Annotated in this window: 24 protein-coding genes; 9 read left to right on the top strand and 15 right to left on the bottom strand. The window is 63.0% G+C overall.

Going from position 1 to position 25,796, the window contains the following annotated elements; genetic code table 11:
- Positions 1–7: 7 nt before the first annotated feature.
- From uvrB to acpP, 4 genes are all read right to left on the bottom strand, one after another.
- Positions 8–2,017, bottom strand: a complete 2,010-nt coding sequence (gene uvrB, locus HOLFODRAFT_RS0218245) for an excinuclease ABC subunit UvrB (protein ID WP_005034851.1) — start codon at positions 2,015–2,017, stop codon at positions 8–10.
- 71 nt (positions 2,018–2,088) lie between these two features.
- Positions 2,089–2,877 (bottom strand): SDR family NAD(P)-dependent oxidoreductase, encoded by a 789-nt coding sequence (locus tag HOLFODRAFT_RS0218240; protein ID WP_005034852.1) that lies wholly within the window; start codon positions 2,875–2,877, stop codon positions 2,089–2,091.
- Positions 2,878–3,156: 279 nt separating this feature from the next.
- On the bottom strand, positions 3,157–4,398 hold the full coding sequence (fabF, locus tag HOLFODRAFT_RS0218235) for a beta-ketoacyl-ACP synthase II (protein WP_026939471.1): 1,242 nt from the start codon (positions 4,396–4,398) through the stop codon (positions 3,157–3,159).
- Between the two features lie 158 nt (positions 4,399–4,556).
- A complete protein-coding gene (gene acpP, locus HOLFODRAFT_RS0218230) occupies positions 4,557–4,796 on the bottom strand; it encodes an acyl carrier protein (protein WP_005034856.1) in 240 nt (79 codons plus the stop codon).
- Between acpP and HOLFODRAFT_RS0218225 the strand changes: the two genes are divergently transcribed.
- The 4 genes from HOLFODRAFT_RS0218225 (at position 4,729) to ruvC (ending at position 9,020) form a co-directional block, all read left to right on the top strand.
- The gene (locus tag HOLFODRAFT_RS0218225; protein WP_148300533.1) at positions 4,729–5,805 is read left to right on the top strand and encodes a tyrosine recombinase; all 1,077 of its coding nucleotides are present in this window, start codon (positions 4,729–4,731) and stop codon (positions 5,803–5,805) included. The two genes, acpP and HOLFODRAFT_RS0218225, sit on opposite strands and share 68 nt — an antisense overlap.
- Before the next feature lie 54 nt (positions 5,806–5,859).
- The gene (locus HOLFODRAFT_RS0218220) at positions 5,860–7,497 is read left to right on the top strand and encodes a putative manganese-dependent inorganic diphosphatase (RefSeq protein ID WP_005034859.1); all 1,638 of its coding nucleotides are present in this window, start codon (positions 5,860–5,862) and stop codon (positions 7,495–7,497) included.
- Between the two features lie 72 nt (positions 7,498–7,569).
- Positions 7,570–8,517, top strand: a complete 948-nt coding sequence (locus tag HOLFODRAFT_RS0218215) for a helix-turn-helix transcriptional regulator (protein WP_005034861.1) — start codon at positions 7,570–7,572, stop codon at positions 8,515–8,517.
- 5 nt (positions 8,518–8,522) lie between these two features.
- Positions 8,523–9,020, top strand: coding sequence for a crossover junction endodeoxyribonuclease RuvC (ruvC, locus tag HOLFODRAFT_RS0218210; RefSeq protein ID WP_043487096.1), 498 nt, complete (start codon positions 8,523–8,525; stop codon positions 9,018–9,020).
- Here ruvC and mtgA read toward each other — a convergent pair.
- From mtgA to HOLFODRAFT_RS0218170, 7 genes are all read right to left on the bottom strand, one after another.
- Positions 9,017–9,745, bottom strand: a complete 729-nt coding sequence (gene mtgA, locus HOLFODRAFT_RS0218205) for a monofunctional biosynthetic peptidoglycan transglycosylase (RefSeq protein ID WP_005034865.1) — start codon at positions 9,743–9,745, stop codon at positions 9,017–9,019. The genes ruvC and mtgA overlap by 4 nt on opposite strands.
- A gap of 108 nt (positions 9,746–9,853) precedes the next feature.
- On the bottom strand, positions 9,854–10,192 hold the full coding sequence (locus HOLFODRAFT_RS22295; protein ID WP_005034867.1) for a cupin domain-containing protein: 339 nt from the start codon (positions 10,190–10,192) through the stop codon (positions 9,854–9,856).
- Positions 10,193–10,437: 245 nt separating this feature from the next.
- Positions 10,438–11,280 carry a beta-keto acid cleavage family enzyme gene (locus HOLFODRAFT_RS0218195; RefSeq protein WP_005034869.1) on the bottom strand — a complete coding sequence of 281 codons (843 nt, stop codon included), beginning with the start codon at positions 11,278–11,280 and terminating at the stop codon, positions 10,438–10,440.
- 36 nt (positions 11,281–11,316) lie between these two features.
- Positions 11,317–12,501: an acetyl-CoA C-acetyltransferase gene (locus tag HOLFODRAFT_RS0218190; protein WP_005034871.1), complete on the bottom strand. Its 1,185-nt coding sequence runs from the start codon at positions 12,499–12,501 to the stop codon at positions 11,317–11,319.
- Between the two features lie 129 nt (positions 12,502–12,630).
- On the bottom strand, positions 12,631–13,566 hold the full coding sequence (locus HOLFODRAFT_RS0218185) for a cyclase family protein (protein WP_005034873.1): 936 nt from the start codon (positions 13,564–13,566) through the stop codon (positions 12,631–12,633).
- A 43-nt stretch (positions 13,567–13,609) separates the two neighbouring features.
- Complete coding sequence (locus HOLFODRAFT_RS0218180; RefSeq protein ID WP_005034876.1) at positions 13,610–14,545, bottom strand: 3-hydroxyacyl-CoA dehydrogenase family protein; 936 nt, start codon at positions 14,543–14,545, stop codon at positions 13,610–13,612.
- Between the two features lie 904 nt (positions 14,546–15,449).
- Entirely contained in the window at positions 15,450–15,680 is a 231-nt protein-coding gene (locus HOLFODRAFT_RS0218170) for an HP1242/YdcH family protein (RefSeq protein ID WP_005034879.1), read from the bottom strand.
- 122 nt (positions 15,681–15,802) lie between these two features.
- On the opposite strand from HOLFODRAFT_RS0218170, the gene HOLFODRAFT_RS22290 reads away from it, so the two are divergent.
- Positions 15,803–16,732, top strand: a complete 930-nt coding sequence (locus tag HOLFODRAFT_RS22290; protein ID WP_052572644.1) for an ATP-binding cassette domain-containing protein — start codon at positions 15,803–15,805, stop codon at positions 16,730–16,732.
- Here HOLFODRAFT_RS22290 and HOLFODRAFT_RS0218160 read toward each other — a convergent pair.
- Both HOLFODRAFT_RS0218160 and HOLFODRAFT_RS23650 read right to left on the bottom strand, forming a co-directional pair.
- Positions 16,706–17,599, bottom strand: a complete 894-nt coding sequence (locus HOLFODRAFT_RS0218160; protein ID WP_005034884.1) for a hypothetical protein — start codon at positions 17,597–17,599, stop codon at positions 16,706–16,708. The genes HOLFODRAFT_RS22290 and HOLFODRAFT_RS0218160 overlap by 27 nt on opposite strands.
- An 8-nt stretch (positions 17,600–17,607) precedes the next feature.
- Positions 17,608–19,506: a serine/threonine-protein kinase gene (locus HOLFODRAFT_RS23650; protein ID WP_005034887.1), complete on the bottom strand. Its 1,899-nt coding sequence runs from the start codon at positions 19,504–19,506 to the stop codon at positions 17,608–17,610.
- 101 nt (positions 19,507–19,607) lie between these two features.
- Between HOLFODRAFT_RS23650 and HOLFODRAFT_RS0218150 the strand changes: the two genes are divergently transcribed.
- From HOLFODRAFT_RS0218150 to HOLFODRAFT_RS0218135, 4 genes are read left to right on the top strand one after another with little or no spacing between them, the layout of a single operon-like run.
- A complete protein-coding gene (locus HOLFODRAFT_RS0218150; protein ID WP_005034889.1) occupies positions 19,608–20,834 on the top strand; it encodes a CinA family nicotinamide mononucleotide deamidase-related protein in 1,227 nt (408 codons plus the stop codon).
- A gap of 31 nt (positions 20,835–20,865) precedes the next feature.
- A complete protein-coding gene (plsY, locus tag HOLFODRAFT_RS0218145) occupies positions 20,866–21,528 on the top strand; it encodes a glycerol-3-phosphate 1-O-acyltransferase PlsY (RefSeq protein ID WP_005034891.1) in 663 nt (220 codons plus the stop codon).
- Positions 21,525–22,526 (top strand): NAD(P)H-dependent glycerol-3-phosphate dehydrogenase, encoded by a 1,002-nt coding sequence (locus HOLFODRAFT_RS0218140; protein WP_005034894.1) that lies wholly within the window; start codon positions 21,525–21,527, stop codon positions 22,524–22,526. Before plsY ends, HOLFODRAFT_RS0218140 begins: the two co-directional genes overlap by 4 nt.
- A gap of 4 nt (positions 22,527–22,530) precedes the next feature.
- Positions 22,531–23,025: an acyl-CoA thioesterase gene (locus tag HOLFODRAFT_RS0218135; RefSeq protein ID WP_005034896.1), complete on the top strand. Its 495-nt coding sequence runs from the start codon at positions 22,531–22,533 to the stop codon at positions 23,023–23,025.
- Positions 23,026–23,347: 322 nt separating this feature from the next.
- Here HOLFODRAFT_RS0218135 and HOLFODRAFT_RS0218130 read toward each other — a convergent pair whose 3' ends face one another.
- Together HOLFODRAFT_RS0218130 and radA are read right to left on the bottom strand one after the other, a co-directional pair.
- Positions 23,348–24,223, bottom strand: a complete 876-nt coding sequence (locus tag HOLFODRAFT_RS0218130; protein ID WP_005034899.1) for a YicC family protein — start codon at positions 24,221–24,223, stop codon at positions 23,348–23,350.
- Positions 24,224–24,406: 183 nt separating this feature from the next.
- Complete coding sequence (radA, locus tag HOLFODRAFT_RS0218125) at positions 24,407–25,783, bottom strand: DNA repair protein RadA (RefSeq protein WP_005034901.1); 1,377 nt, start codon at positions 25,781–25,783, stop codon at positions 24,407–24,409.
- Positions 25,784–25,796: the final 13 nt, after the last annotated feature.

Below are 25,796 nucleotides of genomic sequence, written 5' to 3'. Positions count from 1 at the left end.
CGAATCCTCAGATGGAGATCAGTCGTTCCCGCCGCGCGTGCTGGATGCGGTCCCGGAGATTGGCGGCTTCCTCGAACTCCATGCGGGAGGCGCGTTCCCGCATCTCCTTTTCCAGCTTGGCGACGGCCTTTTCGAACTCGGCGTCGGTGAGGTAGAGCAGGGGCTCCTCGGCGGCCTTGTCCTCCTTGGGGACATTGATGAACTCCCGGGCCAGGGCCTCGCCCATGACATCGTCGAGGTTGCGCTTCACGGTCTCGGGGGTGATGCCGTTGGCTTCGTTGTAGGCCAACTGCTTGGCCCTCCGCCTCGCGGTTTCCTCGATGGCGGTGGTGAGGGAGCCGGTCATGCGGTCGGCGTAGAGGATGGCCTTGCCGTGGACGTTGCGGGCGGCCCGGCCGATGGTCTGGATGAGGGAGCGGTGGTTGCGGAGGAAGCCCTCCTTGTCGGCGTCCAGGATGGCCACCAGGGACACCTCAGGCAGGTCCAGGCCCTCCCGCAGGAGGTTGATGCCCACCAGGACATCGAAGACGCCGCGGCGCAGGTTCTTGAGGAGCTCCACCCGCTCCAGGGTGTCGATCTCGCTGTGGAGGTACTCGGCCTTGATGCCCAGCTCCTGGTAGTAGGAGGTGAGTTGTTCCGCCAGCTTCTTGGTCAGCACCGTCACCAGGACCCGCTCGCCCTTGGCCACCACTTGGCGGATCTCTTCCAGGAGGTCATCCACCTGGTTGCCCACGGGTCGCACCTCCACCAATGGGTCCACCAAGCCCGTGGGGCGCACCACCTGTTCCACCACCACCCCCCCGCACTGTTCCAGCTCGTAGCTGCCGGGGGTGGCGCTCACGAAGACCACCTGCTTCACCCGCTTCTCGAACTCCTCGAATTTGAGGGGCCGGTTGTCCAGGGCCGCCGGGAGGCGGAAGCCGAAGTCCACCAGGGTGCTCTTGCGGCTGCGGTCCCCGTTGTACATGCCGTGGAGCTGGCCTGTGGCGACGTGGCTCTCGTCCATGAAGAGCACGAAGTCCTCGGGGAAGTAGTCCAGCAGGGTGTGGGGCGGCTCCCCGGTCTTCCGGCCGTCCAGGAAGCGGCTGTAGTTCTCGATGCCCGAGCAGTAGCCCATCTCCTTCATCATCTCGATGTCGTAGATGGTGCGCTGATGGAGGCGCTGGAGCTCGACGATCTTCCCCTCGGAGCGGAACTGCTCCTCCCGGAGCTCCAGCTCCTCCTTGATCTGCCGGATGGCGATGGCCAGCTTGTCCTCTGGGGTCACGTAATGGGATTTGGGCCAGATGGTGAGGGTGTCCAGCTTCTCGATCACCACGCCCCGGAGGGGGTCGATCTTGGAGAGGCGCTCGATCTCGTCGCCCCAGAGCTCGATGCGGTAGGCCACGTCCTCGTAGGCCGGGTAGACCTCCACCACGTCCCCCCGCACCCGGAAGACCCCGGGCTCGAAGCTCATCTGGTTGCGGGCGTACTGGATGGCCACGAGGTTGCGCAGGAGGATCCCCCGGTCCAGGGTGTCCCCCACGGACATGGACACCGAGAGGTTCAGGTAGCTGCTGGGATCGCCCAGGCCGTAGATGCAGCTGACGGAGGCCACCACGATGGTGTCCCGGCGTTCCAGGAGGCAGCGGGTGGCGTTGAGGCGGAGCTTCTCCAGCTCGTCGTTGACCTGGGCGTCCTTCTCGATGAAGAGGTCTCGCTCAGGCACGTAGGCCTCGGGCTGGTAGTAGTCGTAGTAGCTGACGAAGTACTCGACGGCGTTCTCTGGGAAGAACTGCTTGAATTCGCTGAAGAGCTGGGCCGCCAGGGTCTTGTTGGGGGCGAAGATCAGGGCGGGGCGCTGGAGCCTCGCGATGGTGGAGGCCATGGCAAAAGTCTTGCCCGATCCGGTCACCCCCAGGAGGGTCTGGAAGCGCTCTCCCGCCTCGATGCCCGCCACAAGCTGGGCAATGGCCTCGGGCTGGTCCCCGGCGGGTTCGTAAGGCGAGACGAGCTTGAAGGGCAGGGCTTTGACCATCGGACTATTGTGCTCCACAAAACGAAAAACCGGCCCTTTCAGGCCGGTTTTCAGGGGGAAGGCACCCGGGCTTAGTTGGCCCAGTAGCCGCCCTCGACGGCGATGTTGGCGCCGGTCATGAAGTCGCTGGCGCTGGAGGCCAGGAAGATGCAGGGGCCGACGAAATCCTCGGGCTCGCCCAGGCGGCCAGCGGGGATGCGGCGCAGGAAGTTCTTGTAGACTTCGCTGGTGGGATCGAACATCCACTCGGTCAGCTCGGAGCGGAACACCGTGGGGTTGACGGTGTTGACGTTGATCTTGTACTTGGCGGTCCACTCACAGGCCAGGGACTGGGCCATGATGTCGATGCCGCCCTTGGCGGTGCAGTAGCCGGTGTAGCCAGCCATGCCCATCTTGGAGCGGGCAGAGGAGATCAGGATGACCTTGCCGCCCTTGCCCTGGGCGATCATCTGCTGGCCAACGTACTTGCAGAAGAGCCAAGTGCCCTGGACGTCGGAATCCATGATCTTCTTCCACTCGGCCAGATCCTGCTCGATGATCGGCTGGGCGTGGTTGTAGCCAGCGGCGGTCACCAGGACGTTGACTTCGCCGAACTTGGCGACACAGTCATTGACGACCTTGATGACATCGGCCTCGACCGCAGGGTCGCCGGTGGAGAAGCCGCACTCGATACCCTGGGCGGCCAGTTCGTCGCAGAGGGCCTTGCACTTCTCGGCGCTGCGGCCGGTCACGAAGACCTTCATGCCGGACAGGCCGTAGCCGGTGGCGACAGCCTTGCCGAAGGCGCCGGTGGCTCCGGTGAGGATGGCAACCTTGCCCTTGACATCAAACAGGTTGTTTACGAATTGCTTGTCCACCATAGGGACTCCCTCCTAAGTGTTATAAGGAAAGTTGATAACGGATAGAATGAAAACTGCTGACCATTCCGGCTGGGTACATTCTGAATTCCGCTTTGCTTGATCCTGTTTACGACGTCCCATCTTCAACCAAGCTTCCCGGGCCTGTCAAGGGGGCTGATAAAAAATCGTGATAACTCGTCATGACAAGTGAAAGCGCAATGCACGCTGGGGATTAAGGCGTTTTTAAATACGAAAAAAACGCCGACCCGAGGGTCGGCGTTGGTGACAGGTTTGGGCTCATCAGAGGCGTCGGAGGACCAGACACCCGTTGGTTCCGCCGAAGCCGAAGTTGTTGTTGAGACTGTACTCCCCATCGAAACTGCCGGGCGCATTGGGCGTCACGTCCAGGTCGCAATCGGGATCCTGCTTCACCACGTTGATGGTGGGAGGGATCTTCCCGGTGTAGGTGGCCATGGCCGCCACAATGGTTTCCAGGCCGCCGGCGGCGCCCAGGAGATGGCCGGTCATGGACTTGCTGGAACTGACCTTGACCCGCTTGGCGTGGTCGCCGAAGGTCTGCTTCAGAGCCAGACACTCGATACGGTCCCCCGCAGGCGTGGAGGTCCCGTGGGCATTGACGTAGCCGATCTGGCTGGGGTCGATGCCAGCGTCCTTGATGGCGGCGGTCATAACGCGCCGTGGTCCATCTCCGTCTTCGCTGGGGCTGGTCATGTGGTAGGCATCCCCGGACATGCCGTAGCCTGCGACCTCGGCATAGATCTTGGCGCCGCGAGCCTTGGCCATCTCCATCTCCTCCAGCACCACGATGCCGGAGCCCTCGCCCATGATGAATCCGTCACGGTCGACGTCGAAGGGACGGCTGGCGTGAAGGGGGTCATCATTGCGGGTGGAAAGGGCGCGCATGGCGCTGAATCCGCCCACGCCCAGCTCATTGATGACCGAATCCGAGCCTCCGGCAACCATGCGGTCGGCATAGCCGTGCATGATCAGGCGGGCTGCATCGCCGATGGCGTGGGTCCCGGTGGCGCAGGCGGTGGCGACGGCGCTGTTGGGGCCCTGGAGGCCATACTTGATGCTGACGTTGCCACCGGCCAGATTGATGATCAGGCTGGGGATGAAGAAGGGACTGGTGCGACGAGGGCCGCGGTAGGCCTTGGCCTCGTTCCAGATGGTGCCCAGTCCGCCAATGCCGGAACCGATGTAGACGCCGAAACGCTCCCGTTCCGCCTTGGACAGCTCCACGTCATGGAAACCTGCATCCATCATGGCTTCCTGGGTGGCGGCCATGGCGTACTGGATGAAGACATCCATCTTCTTCTGCTCTTTCTTCTCGATGGACAGGTCAGGGTTGAAGCCCTTGACCTGGCCCGCGATCTTGCAGGTGAAGTCGGTGGTGTCGAAGCGGTCGATGAGGCCGATGCCGCTACGGCCGGCCAGGAGGGATTCCCACGTCTCTCCCACGGTGTTTCCACAGGGGTTAACCGTACCCATGCCGGTGATGACCACGCGGCGGCGCTGGATGGATGTCATATGCATCATCTCCGAGGAGTGGCGGATCCCTCAGCTCTGGCAGCCTCCGGGCCTTCACTTGAGCCAGTTTTCTGGTTTGCAAGTGTCGGAAACGGCGGAAGCGCCGCAGAGCTTTGGGATCGCGGCGCTTCGATCAGATGGCTAGACCCTTAGGCCTTGGCATTCTTTTCGATGTAGGTGATGGCATCCCCCACCGTCTTGATCTTCTCCTGCTCGCTTTCGGGAATCTCGATCCCGAAGGCTTCTTCGATGGCCATGATGATCTCCACCGTATCCAGGCTGTCGGCACCCAGATCATCCACAAAGTGGCTGGTCTCGGTGATGGAATCCTCGGGCTTGGCTAACTGCTCAGCGATGATCGCGATGACCTTCTTGCGAATCTCAGCCATGTGCTCTCCTTCAAAACTTAGCGAGCCTATCACGCACCCGGGGCTCTGCCAAGCGACTAGGATGAAAGCTATGCGTCAAATGCCGGAAGTCATTGAACCCGAAGGAGGATGGACCCTGGGGTGGGGGGGGTCCCTACGGGAATTTCAGACATTTCTTGCTGTGGAGCGCTCCCTTTCCTCCCATACGGTCTCTGCCTACCTCTCCGATCTGCGCATCCTGGCTTGCTGGGCGGTGGAAAAAAAAATGGCTCCCTCCGATCTTGACCGGGACTCGATCACCCGTTTCCTGGTTTCCCAGCAAGGGGAGGGGAAGGCGGCCCGGAGCGTGGCGAGGCTCTCTTCCGCGCTGCGGCAGTTCCTCAATTTCCTCCGCATGGAAGGCGAGGGGGGGGCGGGACCGGAGGCCGTGGCGCGGCCTCCCAGGGCCCCAAGGATCCTGCCCAGGACTCTGAGCGAGAGTCAGGTGGGGGCCCTGCTGACGGCTCCGGATGTGAACACACCCCTGGGTGTCCGGGACAGGGCCTGGATGGAGCTGCTCTACGCCTCGGGGCTCCGCGTGACCGAACTGGCGGAACTCCCGGCCCTCTCTGTATTTCTCGATGAGGGCTTCCTCAAGGTCATGGGCAAGGGGCGCAAGGAGCGCCTGATCCCCTTCGGAGAGAGTGCTGAACACTGGCTTCGCACCTGGCTCCGCTTGCGTCCTGGCTTCAAGCCGGAGGGGGGAGAACTCTTCGTCGGCCGTCGGGGGGAGTCCCTGAGCCGCCAGCACCTCTGGCGTCTCCTCAAGGCCTACTCCGTGAAGGCGGGGATACCCTCGGTCCAGGTGAGTCCCCATGTGCTGCGACACGCCTTTGCAACCCACCTCCTGGACCACGGAGCTGATCTGCGGGCCGTGCAGGCCATGCTGGGGCATGCGGATATCTCCACCACCCAGATTTACACCCACGTCCACCAAGCCAGGTTGCGGGCGCTTTATGACCGGATGCACCCCAGGAGCCCGTCGAGCTGATACCGGCCCGTGCTAGGATCGTTCCCTCCTGCAGTTTTATTACAGGATGTGCATATGGAACCCGTCGTTTACATCACCGGCCACAGGAATCCCGACACGGATTCCATTTGTGCTGCCATTGCCTACGCTGAGCTGAAGAAGAAGCTCGGGGTCCAGGCTTTGGCCTGTCGCCTGGGGGAGGTCAATCGGGAGACGGCCTTCGTGCTGAACCATTTTGGCGTCAAGGCCCCGGAGAACCTGGTCACGGTCAAGACCCAGGTCTGCGATCTGGACATGGATCCGGCCAATGCCGTGAGCCCTGGTATCTCCGTGAAAGCGGCGTGGCGCATCATGCGCAAGCACAACGTCAAGACCCTTCCGGTGGTGGATGATCATCAGAAGCTCATGGGTCTGCTCACGGTGTCGGACATCACCACCCGGTACCTGGATGCCATCGACAACAACCCCATCGCTGCCAGTCAGACGCCCCTCGCCAACGTGGTGGAGACCCTCAGTGCCCAGCTGGTGTGGGGGAGCGCCAAGGACTTCAACCCCGTGGGCAAGATCGCCATCGCGGCGGCCCAGGCCGATGACATGCAACCCTTTGTGGACCCGGGGGATATCGTCATCGCCGGGAACCGCATCGACGCCCAGTTGAAGGCCATGGCCTGTGGCGCCAACTGCCTGATCCTGACCTGTGGCACCTCGGTGGCGGACGAAGTGCTCCGGGCCGCGGAGGAGCATCGCTGCGTGGTCATGACAACCCAGGCGGACACCTTCACCGCCGCGCGCCTCATCAACCTGAGCATCCCCGTGAGCTTCGTCATGTCCAACGGGAACCTGATCAGCTTCAACGTGGACGACTACGTGGATGACATCAAGGACAAGATGCTCAAGACCCGGTACCGGAGCTACCCGGTGGTGGATGACAACAATGTCATCCAGGGCTTCATCTCCCGGTACCACCTGATCTCCTACCGGAACAAGAAGGTCATCCTGGTGGACCACAATGAGAAGAGCCAGACGGTCCACGGGATCGAGGAGGCTGAAATCCTCGAGATCATTGATCACCATCGCCTGGGCGATATCCAGACCGCCAATCCCATCTATTTCAAGAACGAACCCCTGGGAAGCACCTCGACGATCATCGCCAATCTCTATTTCGAGGCCGGCATCCGTCCGACCAAGAGCATTGCGGGCATTCTCTGCGCCGCCATCATCTCCGACACCATCCAGTTCAAGTCCCCCACCAGCACCTACACGGACAAGCTCACGGCCGAGCGTCTGGCCGATATTGCTGCCATTAATATTAATGATTTTGCACTCGCGATGTTCAAGGCCGGTTCCACGCTCGTCGGCAAGACGCCCCAGGAGATCCTCACCCAGGACATCAAGGAGTTCCGCTTCACCCGCCACAAGATCGCCATCGCCCAGGTTTACACCATGGGCGATTCCGGGTTGGAGGACGTCAGGGAAGAACTGATTGAATACATGAATATGTACTGCGTCCAGGGAGGATACAACTTACTGATGCTCCTCGTGACGGATATCCTGAGCCAGGGCTCTGAGGTCCTCTTCACGGGCCAGGACCGGGATCTGGTGGGGAAGGCCTTCCGGATGGAAACCGAGGATGGCCGTGTGCATCTGGATGGTGTTGTTTCCCGCAAGAAACAGGTGGTGCCGGTCATATCCGCCGCCGCCGAGGAAGAATAACCCCCTAATCGATGCCCCGCGGGATGGACGTCCGCGCTCCCTGGGGCGATGATGAGAACGGAGATCCCAGTTATGGCCCCACGCCGGAGTACCAAGAAAACCTCGACCCCCGAGCCCGCCACAGAGAGCCCGGTGGTGGAAGCGACGCCCGTGGAAGAAACTCCCGCTCCCAAGGCCCGGAAGGCGCCTGCCAGGCCCCGAAAGTCCGCCAAGAAGGAGCTTGAGGAGGCTGTCGAGGCTGCGGTCGCTGCGCCTGTCACTGATCTGGCTCTTCCTGCCCACGCGCAGATCCTTCTTGGAGCCATTCAGGGGGGCAATGCCGTGGAGCTGCTCTTCCTGGATGCGGAGACCAATCCGCCCCGCACCTTTGAACCCAGGCAGCTCTCCTTCGAGGCCTTGAACCAGGCTTGGTTTGTCTGGGGCTGGGATCGTCGCTACAACGCCGAGCGCCACCACCGCCTGGACCTGCTGGCCGAGGTGAATGTGGTGGAGGGCGTTGGGCGTTCGGCCCAGGGCCCTTACAAGGAGGGGGTTGCCGCCAACCAGATCGGTGGTTGGCTCGGTGGCGAGCCCATCCAGGTGAAGGCCACCCTGCTCAAGCAGTGGATCTTCGCCGTGAAGCAGGCCCCGACCCCCTTCCCGGAATTCACGATCCAGGACCAGGAGGAGGGCAAGGCTCTGGTGTCCTTCACCGCCACGGACCTGCGGGCCATCGCCCGCTGGTGCATGCAGTTCGGTGATGGTCTCCAGGTGCTGGAACCCCAGCGGCTGGTGGATCGCGTCAAGCAGGTGGGCGTCCATTGGGGAGGGAAGGCTGCTCAGGCTGCTCCGGCACCCAAGGCTCCCCCTGCCCCCCGCCCGGAGAGGGCTGCGGAACCCCGCCGGTCTGAGCATCCTGCCAGGCGTGAGAACTCCGAGTCCCCTCGCAGGGAGGCTCCAGAGCCTCGCCGGGAGGCCGTCGAATCCGCTCCCCCCAAGTCCAAGCCGGGCAAGGTGGAAGTCCGTATCGAGCGGCTCTGATCCGGATGCCCCCTAAAACTCCGTCTGCGCCGGTTCTCTGTCTGGGCGTCGATCCTGGTTCTCTGGCCTGCGGTTGGGCCGTTGTGTCCCGGTTCGGTTCCCGGCTTGAACTGGTGGAGGCGGGGGTGATCCGTTCCGCTCGTGGGGCGGATTTTGACCAGCGGATCCTGGGCATCCACCTCCGTCTCTCGGAGGCCATCGAGAGGCACCACCCCCAGTTCATGGCCGTGGAATCCCCTTTTGTTGAGAAGAACGCCGCCACGGCCCTCAAACTGGGCCAGATCCGGGGGGGAATTCTTCTCACGGCAGGACTCCATCGTCTCCCGGTGGGAGACTACAACCCCATGCAGGTGAAGAAGGCTGTCAGTGGCTACGGTTGGGCCGACAAGACCCAGGTGGGGAAGATGGTGCAGGTCCTCCTGAGTCTGAAGGAGCCCCTGGCGGCGGATGCCTCCGACGCGGCGGCCGTGGCCATCGGGCATCTCCTGGCCAGCCGGTCCTAGAGTTCCTTGATGTATCCGGCGCCGCCGAGATTCCCCATCTGGTTCAGGATCCAGCTCTGGCGCATCCGGACGTAGCTACTGGGGGCGTTCGCTTTGTACCGCCTGGGGCTGGGGAGCACCGCCGCCAGGAGAGCCGCCTCACTGGGACGAAGGGCTTTTGCAGGTTTGCGGAAGAAGTGCTGGGAGGCCGCTTCGACACCGTAGATGCCATCCCCGAATTCGACACTGTTCAGATAGACCTCCAGGATCCGCTTCTTGGACCAAGTGGTCTCGATCAGCAGGGTGAAGTAGACCTCGAAGCCCTTGCGTACCCAGGAGCGGGACTCCCACAGGAAGATATTCTTGGCGGTCTGCTGGGACAGAGTGGATGCGCCCCGCTTGCGTTTGCTGCGCTCGTTGTGGGCCATGGCCTTCTCGATGGCCTTCCAGTCGAATCCGAAGTGTTCCGCGAAGTTTTGGTCCTCGGCGGCGATGACCGCCAGACCCATATTGGGGTGGATGGAATCCAGGGCCACCCAGTCATGGTGGATTTCATGGGGCTTGCCGGAGAACCATGAGCTGAGCTCCCGCTCCACCATCAGGGCCGAATAGGGTACCGGGACGGCGCGGTAGAACAGGGCCATCGCAAAGGTCAGTGCAAACCATCCGAAGATGGCGCAGATGCTGTATTTGAGAATCCGTTTCCCGAGGGGCTTCTGCCTGCCCTTGCCGCGTTTCGCTGCCAAGCTCCCTCCCCTTCGATCCATTGACCCATGGGTGCGTGGCCCGGTCAACCACACAAAAAGCGGGACACTCCGGGGAGTGTCCCGCCAGTCCATCCTGCTGTGGTGAGATCAGACAGGCTTGGTGATGACAACCAGCAGGGTGCAGGGGTTGGGGCCAGGAACTTCCATTGCCCGCTCTTCACCAGGGCCGATGTAGATGCCGTCGTTCTTCTCCAGAGTGAAGACGTCTCCGGCAGGGGTCTTGATGATCAGGGTGCCTTCCAGCACATGGTAGTACTTCTCGATCGGGCCCGCGCCCATCTCGCAGCCACCACCGGGGATGAACTGGGAGACGTTGATGGTCATGTTGTTGGTGTCCCGGCCCAGCAGAGCCTTATGGATGCCCCAGCAGCCAAAGTGTCCGGGTCCTTCGTACACATCGCCTTCGGACCATTTCATTACTTTCATGATTGCCTCCTGTGGTGGATAAAAATGTCAAAGGCCCTGAGTGGACAGAGCTCGTGTTGAATGTGAAAGGCTCAGCCTGATGGAGTTAGAGCCGCTCAAGAGTATACGTGTATGGGATTTACGCTACGCGTCAGGCTACTGCGTGTCAACTGCTTTCCCTATTCCGGGACAGGTGTCCCGCGATGGGGGGCTAAAAAACAGCCCCGGAGGAATCCAGGGCCGTTTTGTTGGCAGCTTTCGGTCTACTACTTCTTGAGGCCGAGGATCTGGCGAGCCTCGTCGGGGGTGGCGACTTCCTTGCCGAGAGCTTCGATGATCTTCTTGGTGCGCTCGACGAACTCGACATTCGACTTGGCCAGCACGCCCTTGGACAGGAAGATGTTGTCCTCCATGCCGATGCGGACGTGGCCACCCAGGGCGATGGAAGCGGCGATGATGGGCAGGTGCATCTGGCCGATGCCGAAGGCGGACCAGGTGTGGCCCTGACCCTGGGGCAGGTTGCGAAGCAGGATGCAGAGGTTCTCGACGGTGGCGGGGATGCCGTTGGCGGCGCCGAGGACGAACTGGAAGTGCTGGGGGCCCTGGAGGATGCCCTTCTTCAGGAGGTAGGTGGCGTTGTAGATCCAGCTGATGTCGAAGATCTCGATCTCAGCCTTGACGTTGCACTCACGCATGGCAACGGCGGTGGACTCGAGGAAGCGGGGGCTGTTCTCGAAGATGCCGGTGTGCTGCCAGTTCATGGTGCCGCAATCGTAGGAGGCCATCTCGGGGCGCAGTTCAACGAAGGGCTTCTGGCGGATCTCGTCGGTCAGGCCCAGGCCACCGGAGGTGGTCAGGTTCAGGACCATGTTGCTCTTGGCGGCGCGGATCAGGTCCACGGTCTCCTTGAACTTGTCGAAGTCCATGCAGGCGATGCTGTTGTCGTCGCGCACGTGGATGTGGGAGACGGAGGCACCGGCCTTCTCGCAGGCGATCACGTCATCAGCGATCTCGCGGGGGGTCAGGGGCACGTAGGGGGTGTCGGTCTTCTTGGGCCAGGCGCCGGTGTGGGCGACGGTAAGGATGACCTTGTTGGACAGATCGGACATGGTTTTTTCCTCGAAAATGGGGAGGGTTGGGTGGAATCAGTAGCAGGCTTCGATGACCAGGGCAGTGCCCAGGCCGCCGCCGATGCAGAGGGTGGCAAGACCAAGCTTACCCTTGCGACGGCGCAGTTCGTGGATCAGAGTGACAGCGATACGGGCGCCGGAGGCGCCCACGGGGTGGCCGATGGCGATGGCGCCACCGTTCACGTTGGTCTTCTCGGGGTCCAGACCCAGGTCCTTGCAGACGGCCAGGGACTGGGCGGCGAAGGCCTCGTTGGCCTCCACGAGGTCGAGGTCCTTGGCGCTGATGCCGAGCTTATCCAGGGCCTTCTTGGAGGAGGGGACGGGGCCGTAGCCCATGATCTGGGGGTCCAGACCGGCGGAGGCGTAGGAGACGATCTTGGCCAGGGGCTTGAGGCCCAGGGCATCGGCCTTCTCCTTGGACATGACCACCACGAAGGCGGCGCCATCGTTGATGCCAGAGGCATTGGCGGCGGTCACGGTGCCGTCCTTCTTGAACGCGGGCTTCAGCTTGGCCAGGGCCTCATAGGTGGCGCCGGCGCGGGGGAACTCGTCGGTGTCGAAGGCGAGGGGATCGCCCTTCTTCTGGGGGATCATGACAGGCACGATCTCGTCCTTGAACTTGCCGGCCTTGATGGCGGCCTCGGCGCGGTTCTGGCTGCGAACGGCGAACTGGTCCTGCTCCTCGCGGGTGAGGTTCCACTTGGCGGCGATGTTCTCGGCGGTGATGCCCATGTGGACGCCGCTGAAGGCATCGGTGAGGCCGTCATTCACCATGGCGTCGATCATGGTGGCGTTGCCCATGCGGTAGCCGAAGCGCGCCTTGGGAAGCACGTAGGGGCCCTGGCTCATGTTCTCGGTGCCACCGGCCACGATCACATCGGCGTCACCGGCCTTGATGATCTGGGCAGCGAGGCTGATGGCGCGCAGGCCGGAGCCGCACACCTTGTTCAGGGACATGGCGCTGACGGTCTCGGGCAGGCCGGCCTTGATGGCGACCTGACGGCCGATGTTCTGGCCGAGGCCAGCGGCGATGACGTTGCCGCAAAGAAGTTCGTCGACCAGGGCACTGTCGATACCGGCGCGCTTGATGGCTTCGGCGGCTGCGATGGCACCGAGCTCAGCGGCAGGGATGTTGGCCAGGGTGCCATTGAAGCTGCCGACGGCAGTGCGGACTGCGCTAACGATTACGACTTCTCTCATTCGAGTATTCCTTCCTTTTGGGGATGGCGTTGCACGTGCAACGAAGAAAGGAGTGGAGGTCTCCGCGAACGTTTCGTTACGTTTCGCAGTCGCCTCCACTCCTCAGTAAATCATCGGATTGCATCTACCTTACATGGCACCGTACTTGTAGGTGCGCTCGGGGACGTTGGGGACGATATCGTCCTCGTCGATCTCGGCGACGCAGCGGACCATGGAACCGTCGCCCAGGTGCCAGCGGATGGGGAAGGCCAGGAAGCGGAAGCGCTTGCCGACCACACGGTCCAGGTTGCCGCCCAGGTTCTCGACGCCGGTGATGCCGTTGCCGAGCATGAGCTTGTGGCAGGGCTCCCAGGTGCCGTAGCAGCCGATGGCTTCCAGGTGGCCGAACTTCTCGTCGTACTTGGCCTTGCCGTGGAGCTTGATGTAGGTCTCCTTGTCGAACTCGGCGTAGGCTTCCTCACCATACTTCTCGATGAACTCCTCGATCAGGGTCTTGCCGCTGTAGCCTTCCAGCTTCATGCGGGTGCCGTTGTTGCCCATGGAGGTGTGGAGGGGGTGATCCAGGGCCTGCTGGTCCATGGCGACGCACTTCACGCCGTGCTTGACGAACCAGTTGCCGGCCTCAAGGCCGCAGCCGAGGGAGTAGTGGTAGTAATCCTTGCTGTCGTCGAACTTGAGGTGCATGCCGGTGCGGAGGCAGAGCACCATGCCCTTGAGCTCCTCGGGCTTCATGCCGACGCGAGCAACGGCATCTTCCAGGTCGGCAGCGGTGATCAGCTGCCAGTCCTTGGTGCGGACGTCGAGGCAGACGGCGTCGCCGGCGTAGGCGTCGACAGCGAGCTCATGGGAGTAGAGGGCGCGGCGACCGTCGAACATGCGCTCCATGACGTGGCGGGGAGCGTCAGCATGGGTGCCGGTGTGCATGGTGCACTTGATCATCTGGGTGAGCACGCCGCCCTTGGCCATGCTGTGCATAGGGGCAATCTCGGGCTTGGCGAAGTAGGGCCAGAGGGGCATGTCGCCGAAGAAGGGGTGGCTCAGGTCAACAAAAACTTTCTTTCCCATGGTGGGACCTCCAAAAAGGGATTGGCTTTGGTGGGAATTCGATCTACTTGCCGTAGATCACTTTGATCAGGTACTCGGACAGGTTCTTCTTGGAAGCGGCCATGGTCTCGGGGGTCCACTGCTGCCAGCCGTTGCCGTTGGCTTTGAAGCCCAGCTCGCCCTTGGCGACCTTCTCCTTGAGGAGGGGGGAGGGCTCGGTGGAGCTCTCGATGTACTTCAGGATGTAGCTGTGGATCTGGAGGGTCAGGTCCAAGCCGACCATGTCCGAGTTCTCCATGGGGGAGAGCTGGGGCAGGCGCATCCCGAAGCTGCTCTTGATGGCCTCATCCACGGTGGCGGCGTCGGCGATGCCGCGCTCCACGATGGAGATGGCCTCACGCCAGAGGGCGTGCTGCAGACGGTTGGCCACGAAGCCGGGGACGTCTTTGTTCACGCGGATGGGGCGCTTCTCGATGCGGCGGAAGATCTCCATGGAGTAGTCCATGACTTCCTCGGAGGTCTCGGCGGCCTTCACCACCTCGACGAGGGGGATCAGGTAGGGGGGGTTCCAGAAGTGGGCACCCACCAGACGATCCTTGTGGGTCATCTTCTGGGCGATCTCGGTGGGGCTCATCACCGAGGTGTTGGTGGCGTAGACGCACTCGCGGCTGGTGAGGGCCTCGAGATCGCGGAACAGGTTCTGCTTGATCTCCATGTCCTCGGCCACGCACTCGATGACGAAGTCCGCATCCTTCACGGCCTCGGCCATGTTGTTGATGGGGTGGATGCGGCTCTTGATCTCATCGGCCTCGGCCTGGGTGAAGACACCCTTGTCGAGGAGGGGCTTCAGATTGGAATCGATCCGCTTGAAGACCTCGTCGGCCGGGGTGGCCCGGCTCTGGAGCATGACCTTCATGTCCTTGCAGTAGGCGAAAGCCTGCGCAAGGCCACAACCCATCAGACCAGCGCCGATGACGGCGATGTTCTTGTAGCTTCTCATTGTTACTCCTTTAAAAGAGCGGGTTGACACGACTTGTTTGAATCACAGATTCGAAGCGGTCGAGGTGCTTCGGGGCACCTCAGGACCTGCACTCGTTGAACTCTCTTCCGGTCAAAATTCCTCCATGCGCTGAGAGAGCGAATCGCATTCCAGTCTCAACGGGGATAGGTTCGAGGACCTTGGCCCTGCACTCCCCGGTAATCCAGGGAGGAGGCGGATGGTGCGGGATGGAAATCACCCTGGGAACCTTGCGCTTCAAGGCTCCTCAGGAGGGAAATTCGTTCGAGAACCATGCCCAAACCCACCAAACTTGTCCCATGCATCTGTGACAGGAGTCATCATCCCGATTTCCTGGAACACCGTCAATGGGGGCCCAGGGTGAATCAGGAACAAAAAAATGATTAAACTATGCAATTCCTGGTCTGCTCAGGGCTCTCGTGTTGTGTATTTAATAATTATCACAACCTTGCTTGTGATGCCGGTCACTCGGTGGGGTCGAGGGGCGAACGGGATCTTCAGGTGTGGCACAAGTAGAAGTTTTGCATGTGGATAAGGTCGCTTTAGACTCTGCTTTCATGCCCGGTCGTTTTTCGGTGATTCGAGGGTTATTTGGAAAAGCAATCAGCATGATCAAGGCTGCAAATCCTCTGCCCCGTGCCCCCTTGGAGGGGGTGCGACATGCCTCTCATTTGTGGTTAAGCTGTTGTTTAACAATATGATGCATCTTGTATGGTGATGCAAAAATTCGATGCCTGTCACTGGTCATATCAGGGGGGGCGAGGCGGGGAAAAGCTGCGTGATATTAATAAAACATCGCCTGTGTCTGAAAAAATTTCTAACCCCACCAAAGATTGGCCCCGGACTTGTCCGGGGCCAATCTTCGGAGACGCTGGTTTCCTGGGTACTACTGGCCGCGGGTCTTGTTGAACTCGTCCACGATGTGGTAGATGCGTTCCTTTGCGCGCAGCTTCGCCTTCTTCAGTTCGACCTCCTCGATGGATTCCCGGGCAGTCAGGCGAATCTTGTTCTGGAGGTAGTGCAACCGCTCATCCGCGGCCCGGTGTTCCTCCATCAACTTGCGGAACTCGAAATGCTCCTTCATCAGGCGTTCTTGCACGTCAGGCTGAAGATCCATGATCCCTCCTATGTGGCCCCTGGCTGGGGGGGTGCTTTTCATGCCCAAAGGGTAGTCTTGGCGCTATGGACGTCAAGTGAAGGTTCCTGTCGGTCCGCAGTGGAGGTACGATCCAGGCCATCATGAGCTTGCATGCCGAGGACTTGCTGATAACGACTCCACAGAAGGTTCGCCTTCTGGGTCCCTTGAGCCTACGCCTGGAGGCAGGGGTGAGGGCTGGCCTGATGGGGGAATCCGGTTCGGGTAAGTCCATGCTGGGGCGTGCGCTGATGGGAGTGCTCCCCCGAGGGCTGGACGTCGCGGCGAAGTCTCTGACGCTCTTCGGCCAACCCTGGGGGCAATCGTCAGATCCGATGTGGCAGCGCCTGGCATGGGTCCCCCAGGAGCCTCTGCAGGCTCTTCACCCGTTCCTGACTGTGGAGGAGCACCTTGCCCTGCTGCCAAGGGCATGCCTGGGGGAATCAGGTGCCAGGGCGAGGGCGCGGCTCCTGCCGATGCTTGAGCGGATGCGTCTGCCGATGGACCCGGGTTTCATGGGGAAGTACCCCCGCCAGATGAGCGGGGGCCAGCGGCAGAGGCTGGTGCTTGCTTTGGCCCTGGGGTGTGAGCCTGAGTTCCTGATCCTGGACGAGCCGACAACCGCCTTGGATGCCTCCCATGGCCAGGATGTCCTGGGACTGATTGAGGAGCTTCACAGAGAACGGGGGCTTGGATACCTGTGGATAAGCCACGATCTGGATCTGATCGCCTCCGCGTCGGAACAGCTCTTGGTGCTCTACGGGGGGGTGATGCTGGAGGCCGGGCCCACGGCACGGGTGCTGGATCAGCCCCGGAGTCCATACACCGCAAGGCTCCTCTCGGCTGCCCGCGGTGAACCCAGCAATGAGTCCGGTTTCCTCTCGGCTCCGGCATTGCGACCCGCTGGCTGCCCTTTCCAGGCAAGGTGTCCAGCCTGTCTTCCAGCCTGTGGGGGCTGGAGTGGCTGGCGCGGCACTCTGGAAGATGGATTCCGCTGCGAAAATCCTCTACCCGAAATCGCGCTTCAGGTCTGATATCGCCTGCCTGACGCGGGTTTCCCGGCGCCAGAGGCGGGCAACCAGGCGCATGAACCATCCGATGAGCCAGGCATTGATGGCGGTGGCCAGCCCTTGGGCGATCAGGATGGTCCAAACCTTCACGGTGCTTCCCCCCCCCCAGCGCCATGCCAGCAGGAGGACGATGGCGTGGAGGCCGAGACGGATCACGACTCCTCCCAGCACCAGCGAGGACCACTGGAAGGGACGGGTCCAAAGACAGAGCATGGCGTTCCAGAGGTGGCGCCCATAGGGGGCATCGGGCTCCGCAGCCCTGGCCAGCCGACAGATCCACCACTGAACCATCAGGGTGGAGCCCAGGCAGAGAGGAGCCAGGATGTGGCCCAGCAAGGCCAGCCAGCCTAGGCCCTGGATACCCGTGCCCCCCAGGTAGTCCAGGAGCTGGAGCAATAGCCAGGTCACGGCTCCCAGGGGTACCAGGCCGATGGCCAAGGCATCAAGGATGCCCAGGCCCCAGGGTTTCCAGCGGGCCTTGATTCCAAGCTCCTCGGTCTGGATGCGCCAGCCGAACCACAGAACCAGGTAGAGCGTGATGATCCCGAGCGTGGGCATCCAAAATCCAGTCCAGGCCTGCTGGAGTCCACCATTCTGGAGAATCTCGTGGATCTCACGGGCGGTGATGCGCTCCCCCCAATAATGGGGCAGGGCGCTGTTGCCGACCAGGCGACGCAGGTGGACCGCCCAGAGGGAAGGCACCGCTACCTGGAAGGCCACCCAGGCAAGAATGAAGGCGAGGCCGTTCCGGCGGAATCCTCCGCTCCGGGTCTCCCGGAGATAGGACCATGGGCCCCTGGGGGAGAGATCCTCGTCGGGTGCTTCCATCATGCCATTCCTCAGAGCTTGAACTTGAGGGTGGTGTCGGCCTCAAGGTTCACGTTGCGGGTGCTTGCCGGGTGACCGGCAATGCCAACCGAGTGTTTGCCCTTGGCGACCTCGATGGCGGCACTCCCGTCACTCTCGATGCTGGTGGTGATCCCATCGACCGTCACCATTCCCGAGGAGGGGAAGGTGGAGACCGTGAGACTGGCTAGGCCCGGCGTGGCAAGGCTCACCTGCTGCCCAGGGGTCACGGAAAGGCTGCGGCTCTCCCGGTAGAAGACTCTGGCATTGACCAGTTCGAGGCGGTGCGCGCCGGGAGCCAGCTTGAGGATGGCTCCCGGGCGCATCTCCCCAGCGTCTTTGCCATCAATCTTGATCCGCACCGGGAATGCGCCTGTCAGGCGCAGGCCCGCAGGAGCGCTGGGATCCTGGGGCTCGGCAGGCCTTGCGGCCTCCTGGGGCGCGCTCAGCGAGAAGGTCCGGGTGCCGGGGGTCTCGCCCTCCAGGAACTCCTGGGAGAAGGCGAGCTGGTCCTTGGTGAAGGTCAGATTGTGCTTCTTCCCCTGGTCCCAGGAAACGGTGAGGGGGGTGCGGTCCTTGAGGGGGACCGAATCCATCACGACCGTGGCTCCAGAGGGCTCGGTGCGCAGCACCTCATCGCGCACGATGGGCCTGAGCTCCAGTTCCGTGGAAATCCCCTTCTGATAGACGAACTCCTGGGGCTCGAAGCCTCGGTGCTCGATCATCAGACGCTCTCCGGGCTTGAGGGGGAGCACGATCGGCGTCTCGCCAAGCTCCTTTCCCTCCCTCAAAACCTTGGCCTGGGGTGGACGGGAAATCAGGGTGATGGTCTTACCGGTTTTCCCTCGGAAGAGGAGGAAGCCCCCGGCCGCCAGCGCAACGAGGGCCCCGGCCACGATGGGAAGGGTGCGAGACCGGTGGGGCCTGGCCACCGACGTCTCTTCCTGTGGCGTGCGTGAGGCCGGAACGCTGATTTGGATGCCCACCGGGGATGGGGTGAGCTGGCGAAGTCCCTGGAGCAGCGACAGGCGCTCCTCCGGGCCGAGCCCCGTGACCGAATCCACCAGGTCCTTGATGAAGTCCCCGCAGGTGGGGTAGCGCTCTTCCGGGCTCTTGGCCAGGACCCGGCTGAAGATGCGCTGCCAAGCGCCGGCCGCGAGGCCCAGGACCGGAGGGTCCACCTCCGTCGGGTTCTCATTGACGATGCGGTAGAGGATGGTGTTGATGGAGGAGCCCGGGAAGGGGAGGCCCCCGGAGAGGAGTTCGAAAACCAGGACGCCGAAGCTGAAGATATCGGAGCGGAGGGTGGTCTTGCCCTCCCGGATCTGCTCCGGGCTGGCGTAGGCGGGTGTGCCCAGGAAGGTGCCGGTCTGGGTGAGGTTGGCATCCTCCCGCTTGGCAATGCCGAAGTCCATGAGCTTGGGCCGACCATCCTCCGTGAGCATCACGTTCCCGGGCTTCACATCCCGGTGGATGATGCCGTGGGCGTGGGCGTGGTCCAGGGCCGAGGCGATGCCCGCCGCCAGGCTGAGCTTGGCGCCCAGGTCCATCTTCTGGCTTTCGCCGGACTTGATGAGGGCATCCAGGGGTCGGCCCGGAACGAACTCCATGGCCATGAAGGGGCCCACGTCGCTGTCGCCGACGTCATAGATGGTCACGATGCCGGGGTCGTTGAGGAGTCCCGAAACCTCGGCCTCCCGCTGGAATCGCATGAGGAAGTCCTGGCGATCGGTTTCGCTCCGGATGGCTGCGAGGCGCACCACCTTGATGGCGAGCTTGCGCTTGATCCTGGGATCCTCCGCGAGATAGACGCTCCCCATGGCGCCTGAGCCAAGCAGCTTCTTGATCTCGTAGCGCCCAACAGTTCTGGGTTCGTTCGCCTGTCCGTCCATTGATGGTCTTCCCGTGCTTCATCGGAATTCTGCAAGGAAACAGGGTTCTTGTCACGGAATTGCTCCTCGACGGGCGCTATCCTCACCCTATTGGGGGATACATGCGCATCGAATGCATCGCCGTCGGCTCCGAACTTCTCTCGACGGGGCGTCTGGATACCAATTCCGTATGGATCACTGAGCGACTTGGGCGATTGGGGCTCTCCATCCACCGGAAGACCGCCATCGGGGATGAGCCCGGGGATCTCCGCGCCCTCTTCCTGGAGGCCATCCAGCGCTCCGAACTGGTGATCTGCACCGGCGGGTTGGGGCCCACCTTCGATGACCTGACCAAGGAAACCTGGGCCGAGGTCTTCGGGGCTGAACTGGTCGAGGATCCCCAGGTCCGCCGGGACATCCTGGATTTCTATGCGGCCAGGAACCGGGTTCCCCCCGAGAGCAACTTCAAGCAGGCCCTGGTGCCCGTAGGGGCCAGGATCCTCCGCAACCCCTTCGGCACGGCCCCGGCGCTCTACTGGGAGTCCCCTCAGGGCTATCCCGGTCGCCGGGTTATTCTCCTGCCGGGGGTTCCGCTGGAGATGAAACAGATCTGGGAGGGGCAGATCGAGGCCCTTTTGGCCCCCTTGGCCCAGGCCTCTGTCCATACCCTCCGCATGGTGGTGGGTTCGGTGCCGGAGAGCACGCTGGACGAGCGCACTCGAGCTCTGCGGGAGCAGCATGGGGCCCTGGAGTGGACCATCCTGGCGGGGATATCCCACGTGGAACTGGTGGCCCGGGGGGCTGATCCAGCCCTACTGGAGGCGGCCCGGAAGGGATTCGAGGGGGAATTGGGTGAGGACCTCGTCTGTGTGGGCGAAGGGAGCATCGAGAGCACGGTGCTCGACCTGCTCCAGGCCCGAGGGGAGACCCTGGGCCTGGCGGAAAGCGTGACCGGGGGCTTCATCGCCACGCGTCTGGTTGCCGTTCCCGGGGCGAGCCAGGCCTTCCTGGGGGATGTGGTCACCTATTCCGCCAGGGCCAAGGTCCAGCTCGCAGGGGTTCCGGAACGTGTCATCCAGGTTCACGGCACGGTGTCCGAAGCCACCACCCGGGCCATGGCCGAGGGGATCCGGGATCGTCTGGGAGCGACCTGGGGGCTGGCCACCACCGGAAACGCGGGTCCCTCCCAGGATGCCCAGGGGCCCGCCGCCGTGGGGACGATCCATATCGCCCTGGCGGGACCCGCGGGAACACAAACCATTCAGTATTCCCTGCCGGGGTTCCGATCTGATATCCAGTCCAGGGCAGCGGCATGGGCCATGGACTTCCTGCGAAGGCGCCTCGTCTGACAGGTGCTACGAAATCTGGTAAAATATCCGGATGTACACACTTAACCTGCAATCGTTCATCGCCTGGTGTCTGGGCGCTTTTCTCGCTGGAAGCATTCCCTTCGGCCTCATCCTTGTGAAGCTGGCGGGTAAGGGGGATGTCCGCCAACAAGGGTCTGGGAATATTGGAGCCACCAATGTCATGAGGGCCGGGGGCAAGGCCCTGGGCATCGTCACCCTTCTGCTGGACGTGGCCAAGGGCTTTCTTCCGGTCTTCCTGGCGCGCAAGGTCGGGGTCTCCATGGTGGCCCTCTCTTGGATCGCCCTCTTCGCTGTGCTCGGGCATGTCTTCACCCCCTGGCTCCGCTTCAAGGGGGGCAAGGGCGTGGCCACGGCCCTAGGGGCATGCCTGGCCTATCACGCCCTGCTGCCTCTGCCAGCCCTGGGCAGCTTCTTTGTGGTGGTGGCCATCTCCGGCTATGTGAGCCTCGGGAGTGCGGTCGCAGCCCTGGTCCTGATTCCGACCGCCCTGGGGCTCTTCGGCCCTCGTTTTTCGGGCATCGTTGCCTTGCCTGAGGCGACGGCCCGGTACCTGATCCTGGCCTGGGTCTTGATGCCCGCCCTGGTTGTCCGCAAGCATGCCGGTAACATCCAGCGGCTCATCGACGGCACCGAGAACCGACTCTGGGGCAAGAAGAAGGAGGGCCGCTCATGAGCCATCGTCCCGACATCGCTGTCTTCGGTGCTGGCGCATGGGGCACAGCCCTGGCCATGGCCTGGGCTCGTCAGGGTGCACACGTGGTCCTCTGGGGGCACCCGGTTTCCCTGGTGGAGGAACTGGTCCAGACTCGCCGACATCCGAGGCTGGCTGATGCCGAGCTGCCCCCCTCCATTCTGCCAGTGGCATCCCCCGAGCTGGCCTTCACGGCTCCCGTCTGGGTCAGTGCCCTCCCGACTCAAATCAGCCCCCAGATCTGGAAGGGCCTGGCTTCGCAGGCTTCGGATCGACCTGAACTCCTGATCCATGTGAGCAAGGGCATCCTGCAGCAGGGGCATCAGCGCCTCTCCGAGGTCCTTGAGCCCATGCTCCAGGTTCCCGTGGGGGTCCTCTCCGGGCCCAGCTTTGCGGACGAGGTCGCCCTGGATCGTCCCACCGCCATCGTGCTGGCCTTGCCTACGAGCATTTCCGAGCACAGGGCCGTTCAGCTCCAGGCCCTGCTTTCGACTCCGCGCCTGCGCCTCTATCTGAGCCGGGATCGGGTCGGCGTGGAGCTCTGCGGTGCCCTCAAGAACACCCTGGCCATTGCCGCCGGGCTGGTGGATTCCCTGGGGCTGGGATACAACGCCCGGGCGGCGCTCGTGACCAGGGGCCTTGCGGAGATGAGCCGCCTTGTGGAGCGTCTGGGAGGGCGTCCCGAGACCGTCATGGGCCTGGCCGGGATGGGGGATCTGCTCCTCACCGCCACGGGGCCCCAGAGCCGGAACCGCCGTTTCGGCGAGATGCTGGGGCAGGGGATCACCCCCGGCGCCGCCTCGGCCTCCATGGCCGAGCAGGTGGTGGAAGGGGTCTTCACGACCCAGGCTGCCCTGGCATTGGCCGATGAAGTGGGGATCGAACTACCCATTGCCCGGGAGGTCGCCCGTCTCATCGATGGGGCGGATCCTGAAGAGGCTGTGGCTAGATTGATGAATAGATCATTGAAGTCCGAGTAGCCCCATGGCGGAACCCTCCTACAAAAGTACGAGCCTGACGGTCCTGATGAGCCCGGATATGGCCAACTTTTCCGGTCACGTCCACGGGGGGGCCATGCTGCGGCTCCTGGATCAGGTGGCCTACGCCTGCGCCTCCCGCTATTCCGGCTGCTACGTGGTGACGGTCTCAGTGGATCAGGTGAGCTTTCGGGAGCCGGTCCATGTGGGCGAACTGGTGACCTTCCTGGCCTCCGTCAACCACACCGGAAACAAGTCCATGGAAGTCGGCATCCGGGTGGAGGCGGAGAACATCCGCGCCCGCACTCGGCGTCACGTCATCACCTGCTATTTCACCATGGTGGCGGTGGACGAAGATGGAAAGCCCACCCCCGTTTCCCAGGTGCTTCTGGAGTCCCCGACCGATCACCGGCGCTGGGCGGCGGCCAAGCTGCGCCGGGAATTCCGCCGCGAGGTGGAGCGGCATGGAGAGGAGATCCGGAAGCAGGCCCAGGGGGGGTGATCCGATACCGTGTGAAGGCTCCAGGCGGGCAGTTCACGGCAGAGGCCGGTTGAATGCCCATAGCCGTGGAGGACATAACAACGGACTTCTATCGATTCCGAACAAGTCATGAATCTGTCGGCTTTATATGTATTGTTTTTTATCCTGCCCATCCTGTCTATCCTGTTGAAAATCTTTAAAACAGGATAGACAGGATGGGCAGGATAAAAGCGGAATGACGATGAATCATTTTTGCGATGGTTCAATAATATGCCGTATAATTGATTATTTTATGAGCACTGGCCGCTATTCCTCCGCGCTCTCCGTGCCTCCGCGTGAACCCCTATTCCAGGTTCGCCCCCTGTTCCCGGATCTGCTCCAGGACGCCCTTGGCCTCCATGACGGCTCGGGTCATGGGGAGGCGCTTGCACTTGCTCCCGCAGGTGTTGATCTCCCGCAGGACCTCCTGGCACCACACGTCCAGGGCCTTGCCGCCAAGGCTGGGCTTCCTGAGCCGCTGGGCGAAGTCATCCAGGTGGGCTTCCAGGCGGACCAGCTCCTCCCGGACGTCCTGGCGCTCCGCCAGGGCCCCGGCTTCGGCGATGATCCGCTCAGCGGGAAGCTGGCCCTGGAGTTGGGCATCCTTGAGGATCTGGTCCAGGCGCTGCTGGTATTGGGCCGGGAGTTCCAGGGCCTGGGCATCGGCTTCAGCAGCAAGGGTTTCCCGCAGGTCGCGAAGCCGCTTCAGGCCGTCCCCGAAGAAGCCCTTGAGGCGCTCCGCTTCCTGGGTCCGCCCCTCGTTCCACTTTGCCAGGAGCTCCTCCAGTCCATCCATCACGGCCCCTTCCAGGCGCTCGGCCAGATCGGAGGCTGGCGGCAACCAGGCTCCGGGGAGGCGGAAGAAGGCTTCGGCGGTGAGGGTGGGCAGGTTCAGCCACTCGGCGTCCTCCTGCCAGGCCTTGGCCACCGAACGCAGGAGGGGGCGGTTGAGCTGGGGCTCCAGCCCCGGCTCGTCCTGGACTTCCACGGTGATATCCACCTTGCCCCGGCTGGCGGTGTTCCGCACGGCTCCCCGGATGGCCATCTCCAGGGAATGGAGGGCCGGGTGCAGGCGCACCGAGATTTCCAGGGCTTTGTGATTGACGCTGCGCACCGAGAGCCGGAGCTGCCCCATGGCCAGGGGGCGGTGGATTTCGGCGAAGGCAGTCATGGAACGCATGGGGACTCCGGGGAAAAGTCTCACGCGGAGGCGCGGAGCCGCGGAGAAGAGGCTGCAAGGGAGGGGAGGAGAGAAGTCTTGAGATGGAGTCGTCTGAATGGGCTGCTTGCTGGTCGGCAGGGCTGGGGTCCCAATTCTACAGGGTTCTTTCTCCGCGCACTCCGCGCCTCCGCGTGATTCTCTTTATTCCTCGTTCTCGGGCCGTGCCATCAGCCAGCTCTTGCTGCGGATCCGCTCCAGTCCTTTCTCTGGATAGAGCTCCAGGCCCGCGCCGATGCCGGGTTCCAGTCCCAGGCGGGGCACGGCGGCGCGATCGAAGCCAAGGCGTGCACCCTCCTGGAGGCGCAGGGGGAGCTGGGCCACTGGGCGTACCTCGCCGGTGAGGCCCACCTCTCCCATGAAGAGGCACTTGTCGGCCAGGAGCCGTCCCGTGGCGCTGCTGACCAGGGCGGCGATCACGGCCATGTCGGCGGCGGGATCCTCCACCTCCAGGCCACCGGCCACATTCACGTAGACGTCCCGGTCGTGGAGCTGGACCCCACCGCGTCGCTCGGCCACGGCGCAGAGCATGGCCAGGCGCTGGCCGTCGATGCCCAGGGCTGTGCGCCGGGGGATGCCCATGCCTGCGGAGGCCACCAGGGCCTGTATTTCCACCACCACAGGACGGGTGCCGTTGAGGACCACAGTGGCGGCGCATCCAGGCCGGGGCTCGGTTTCCAGGAAGAAGGGGTTGCCCTCGGCGGGCACTAGGCCCCGCTCGGTCATGGCGAAGACCCCCAGTTCGAAGGCGGCGCCGAAGCGGTTCTTGAGGGCTCGCAGGAGGCGGTGGTGGTGGTGGCGGTCCCCCTCGAAGGCCAGCACTGTGTCCACCAAGTGCTCCAGCACCTTGGGGCCTGCAAGGCCTCCGTCCTTGGTGACGTGGCCCACAAGCACCAGGGGGGTGCCCGTGGCCTTGGACCACTTCGTGAGGATCTGGGCGCATCCCCGGACCTGTCCCACGCTTCCCGCGCTGCTCTCGAACTCGGGATCGAAGAGGGTCTGGATGGAGTCGATCATCAGGAGGGCCGGCTTCATGTGATCGGCGGCCTCCAGGATGGCCCTGACGTCCGTCTCGGCAAGGAGGTGGATGCCGGGGTTCTCGGCTCCCAGGCGGCGGGCCCGGAGCTTGATCTGGCGCTCGCTCTCTTCGCCTGAGGCGTAAAGGACCGTGCCGGTGGCGTTGGCGGCCCACTGGAGCAGGAGGGTGGACTTGCCGATGCCCGGTTCCCCGCCCAGGAGCACCACCATGCCCGGAACAAAACCGCCCCCCAGGACCCGGTCCAGCTCGGGAAGGCCTGTCTCCGTGCGCTGGGTTTCGCTGATCTCAACGTCCAGGAGGGAGATGGGGCCGTTGTAATGGCTCTGGGCGTAGGCGCTCCTGGAGCGGTCCAGGCCCTTCTTGAGTGAACCGCGAACCTCCTCGATGGTGCCGAAGGCGCCGCAGCCACCGCACTTCCCCATGGGCTTGGGGTAGCGCGCACCGCAGGCGGTGCATTCGAAGACGGAGGAGGGTTTGGCCATGCCTGAGTCTATC

This window comes from Holophaga foetida DSM 6591 (genome assembly GCF_000242615.2).
Classification (GTDB): domain Bacteria; phylum Acidobacteriota; class Holophagae; order Holophagales; family Holophagaceae; genus Holophaga; species Holophaga foetida.
Note: the sequence above shows the minus strand (reverse complement) of the source record. Positions and strands in the feature narration are given on the sequence as shown.

Bases quoted from the DNA above. Each gene is read 5' to 3' on its own strand.
- HOLFODRAFT_RS23650 (WP_005034887.1), bottom strand. From the start codon at position 19,506: ATGGACGGACAGGCGAACGAACCCAGAACTGTTGGGCGCTACGAGATC.
- HOLFODRAFT_RS0218185 (WP_005034873.1), bottom strand. From the start codon at position 13,566: ATGGGAAAGAAAGTTTTTGTTGACCTGAGCCACCCCTTCTTCGGCGAC.
- ruvC (WP_043487096.1), top strand. From the start codon at position 8,523: ATGCCCCCTAAAACTCCGTCTGCGCCGGTTCTCTGTCTGGGCGTCGAT.
- HOLFODRAFT_RS0218160 (WP_005034884.1), bottom strand. From the start codon at position 17,599: ATGATGGAAGCACCCGACGAGGATCTCTCCCCCAGGGGCCCATGGTCC.
- HOLFODRAFT_RS22290 (WP_052572644.1), top strand. From the start codon at position 15,803: ATGAGCTTGCATGCCGAGGACTTGCTGATAACGACTCCACAGAAGGTT.
- plsY (WP_005034891.1), top strand. From the start codon at position 20,866: ATGTACACACTTAACCTGCAATCGTTCATCGCCTGGTGTCTGGGCGCT.
- HOLFODRAFT_RS22295 (WP_005034867.1), bottom strand. From the start codon at position 10,192: ATGAAAGTAATGAAATGGTCCGAAGGCGATGTGTACGAAGGACCCGGA.
- HOLFODRAFT_RS0218225 (WP_148300533.1), top strand. From the start codon at position 4,729: ATGGAATCCTCGGGCTTGGCTAACTGCTCAGCGATGATCGCGATGACC.
- HOLFODRAFT_RS0218150 (WP_005034889.1), top strand. From the start codon at position 19,608: ATGCGCATCGAATGCATCGCCGTCGGCTCCGAACTTCTCTCGACGGGG.
- HOLFODRAFT_RS0218215 (WP_005034861.1), top strand. From the start codon at position 7,570: ATGGCCCCACGCCGGAGTACCAAGAAAACCTCGACCCCCGAGCCCGCC.
- HOLFODRAFT_RS0218130 (WP_005034899.1), bottom strand. From the start codon at position 24,223: ATGCGTTCCATGACTGCCTTCGCCGAAATCCACCGCCCCCTGGCCATG.
- acpP (WP_005034856.1), bottom strand. From the start codon at position 4,796: ATGGCTGAGATTCGCAAGAAGGTCATCGCGATCATCGCTGAGCAGTTA.
- HOLFODRAFT_RS0218240 (WP_005034852.1), bottom strand. From the start codon at position 2,877: ATGGTGGACAAGCAATTCGTAAACAACCTGTTTGATGTCAAGGGCAAG.
- HOLFODRAFT_RS0218190 (WP_005034871.1), bottom strand. From the start codon at position 12,501: ATGAGAGAAGTCGTAATCGTTAGCGCAGTCCGCACTGCCGTCGGCAGC.
- HOLFODRAFT_RS0218195 (WP_005034869.1), bottom strand. From the start codon at position 11,280: ATGTCCGATCTGTCCAACAAGGTCATCCTTACCGTCGCCCACACCGGC.
- radA (WP_005034901.1), bottom strand. From the start codon at position 25,783: ATGGCCAAACCCTCCTCCGTCTTCGAATGCACCGCCTGCGGTGCGCGC.
- HOLFODRAFT_RS0218170 (WP_005034879.1), bottom strand. From the start codon at position 15,680: ATGGATCTTCAGCCTGACGTGCAAGAACGCCTGATGAAGGAGCATTTC.
- HOLFODRAFT_RS0218220 (WP_005034859.1), top strand. From the start codon at position 5,860: ATGGAACCCGTCGTTTACATCACCGGCCACAGGAATCCCGACACGGAT.
- HOLFODRAFT_RS0218135 (WP_005034896.1), top strand. From the start codon at position 22,531: ATGGCGGAACCCTCCTACAAAAGTACGAGCCTGACGGTCCTGATGAGC.
- uvrB (WP_005034851.1), bottom strand. From the start codon at position 2,017: ATGGTCAAAGCCCTGCCCTTCAAGCTCGTCTCGCCTTACGAACCCGCC.
- HOLFODRAFT_RS0218180 (WP_005034876.1), bottom strand. From the start codon at position 14,545: ATGAGAAGCTACAAGAACATCGCCGTCATCGGCGCTGGTCTGATGGGT.
- HOLFODRAFT_RS0218140 (WP_005034894.1), top strand. From the start codon at position 21,525: ATGAGCCATCGTCCCGACATCGCTGTCTTCGGTGCTGGCGCATGGGGC.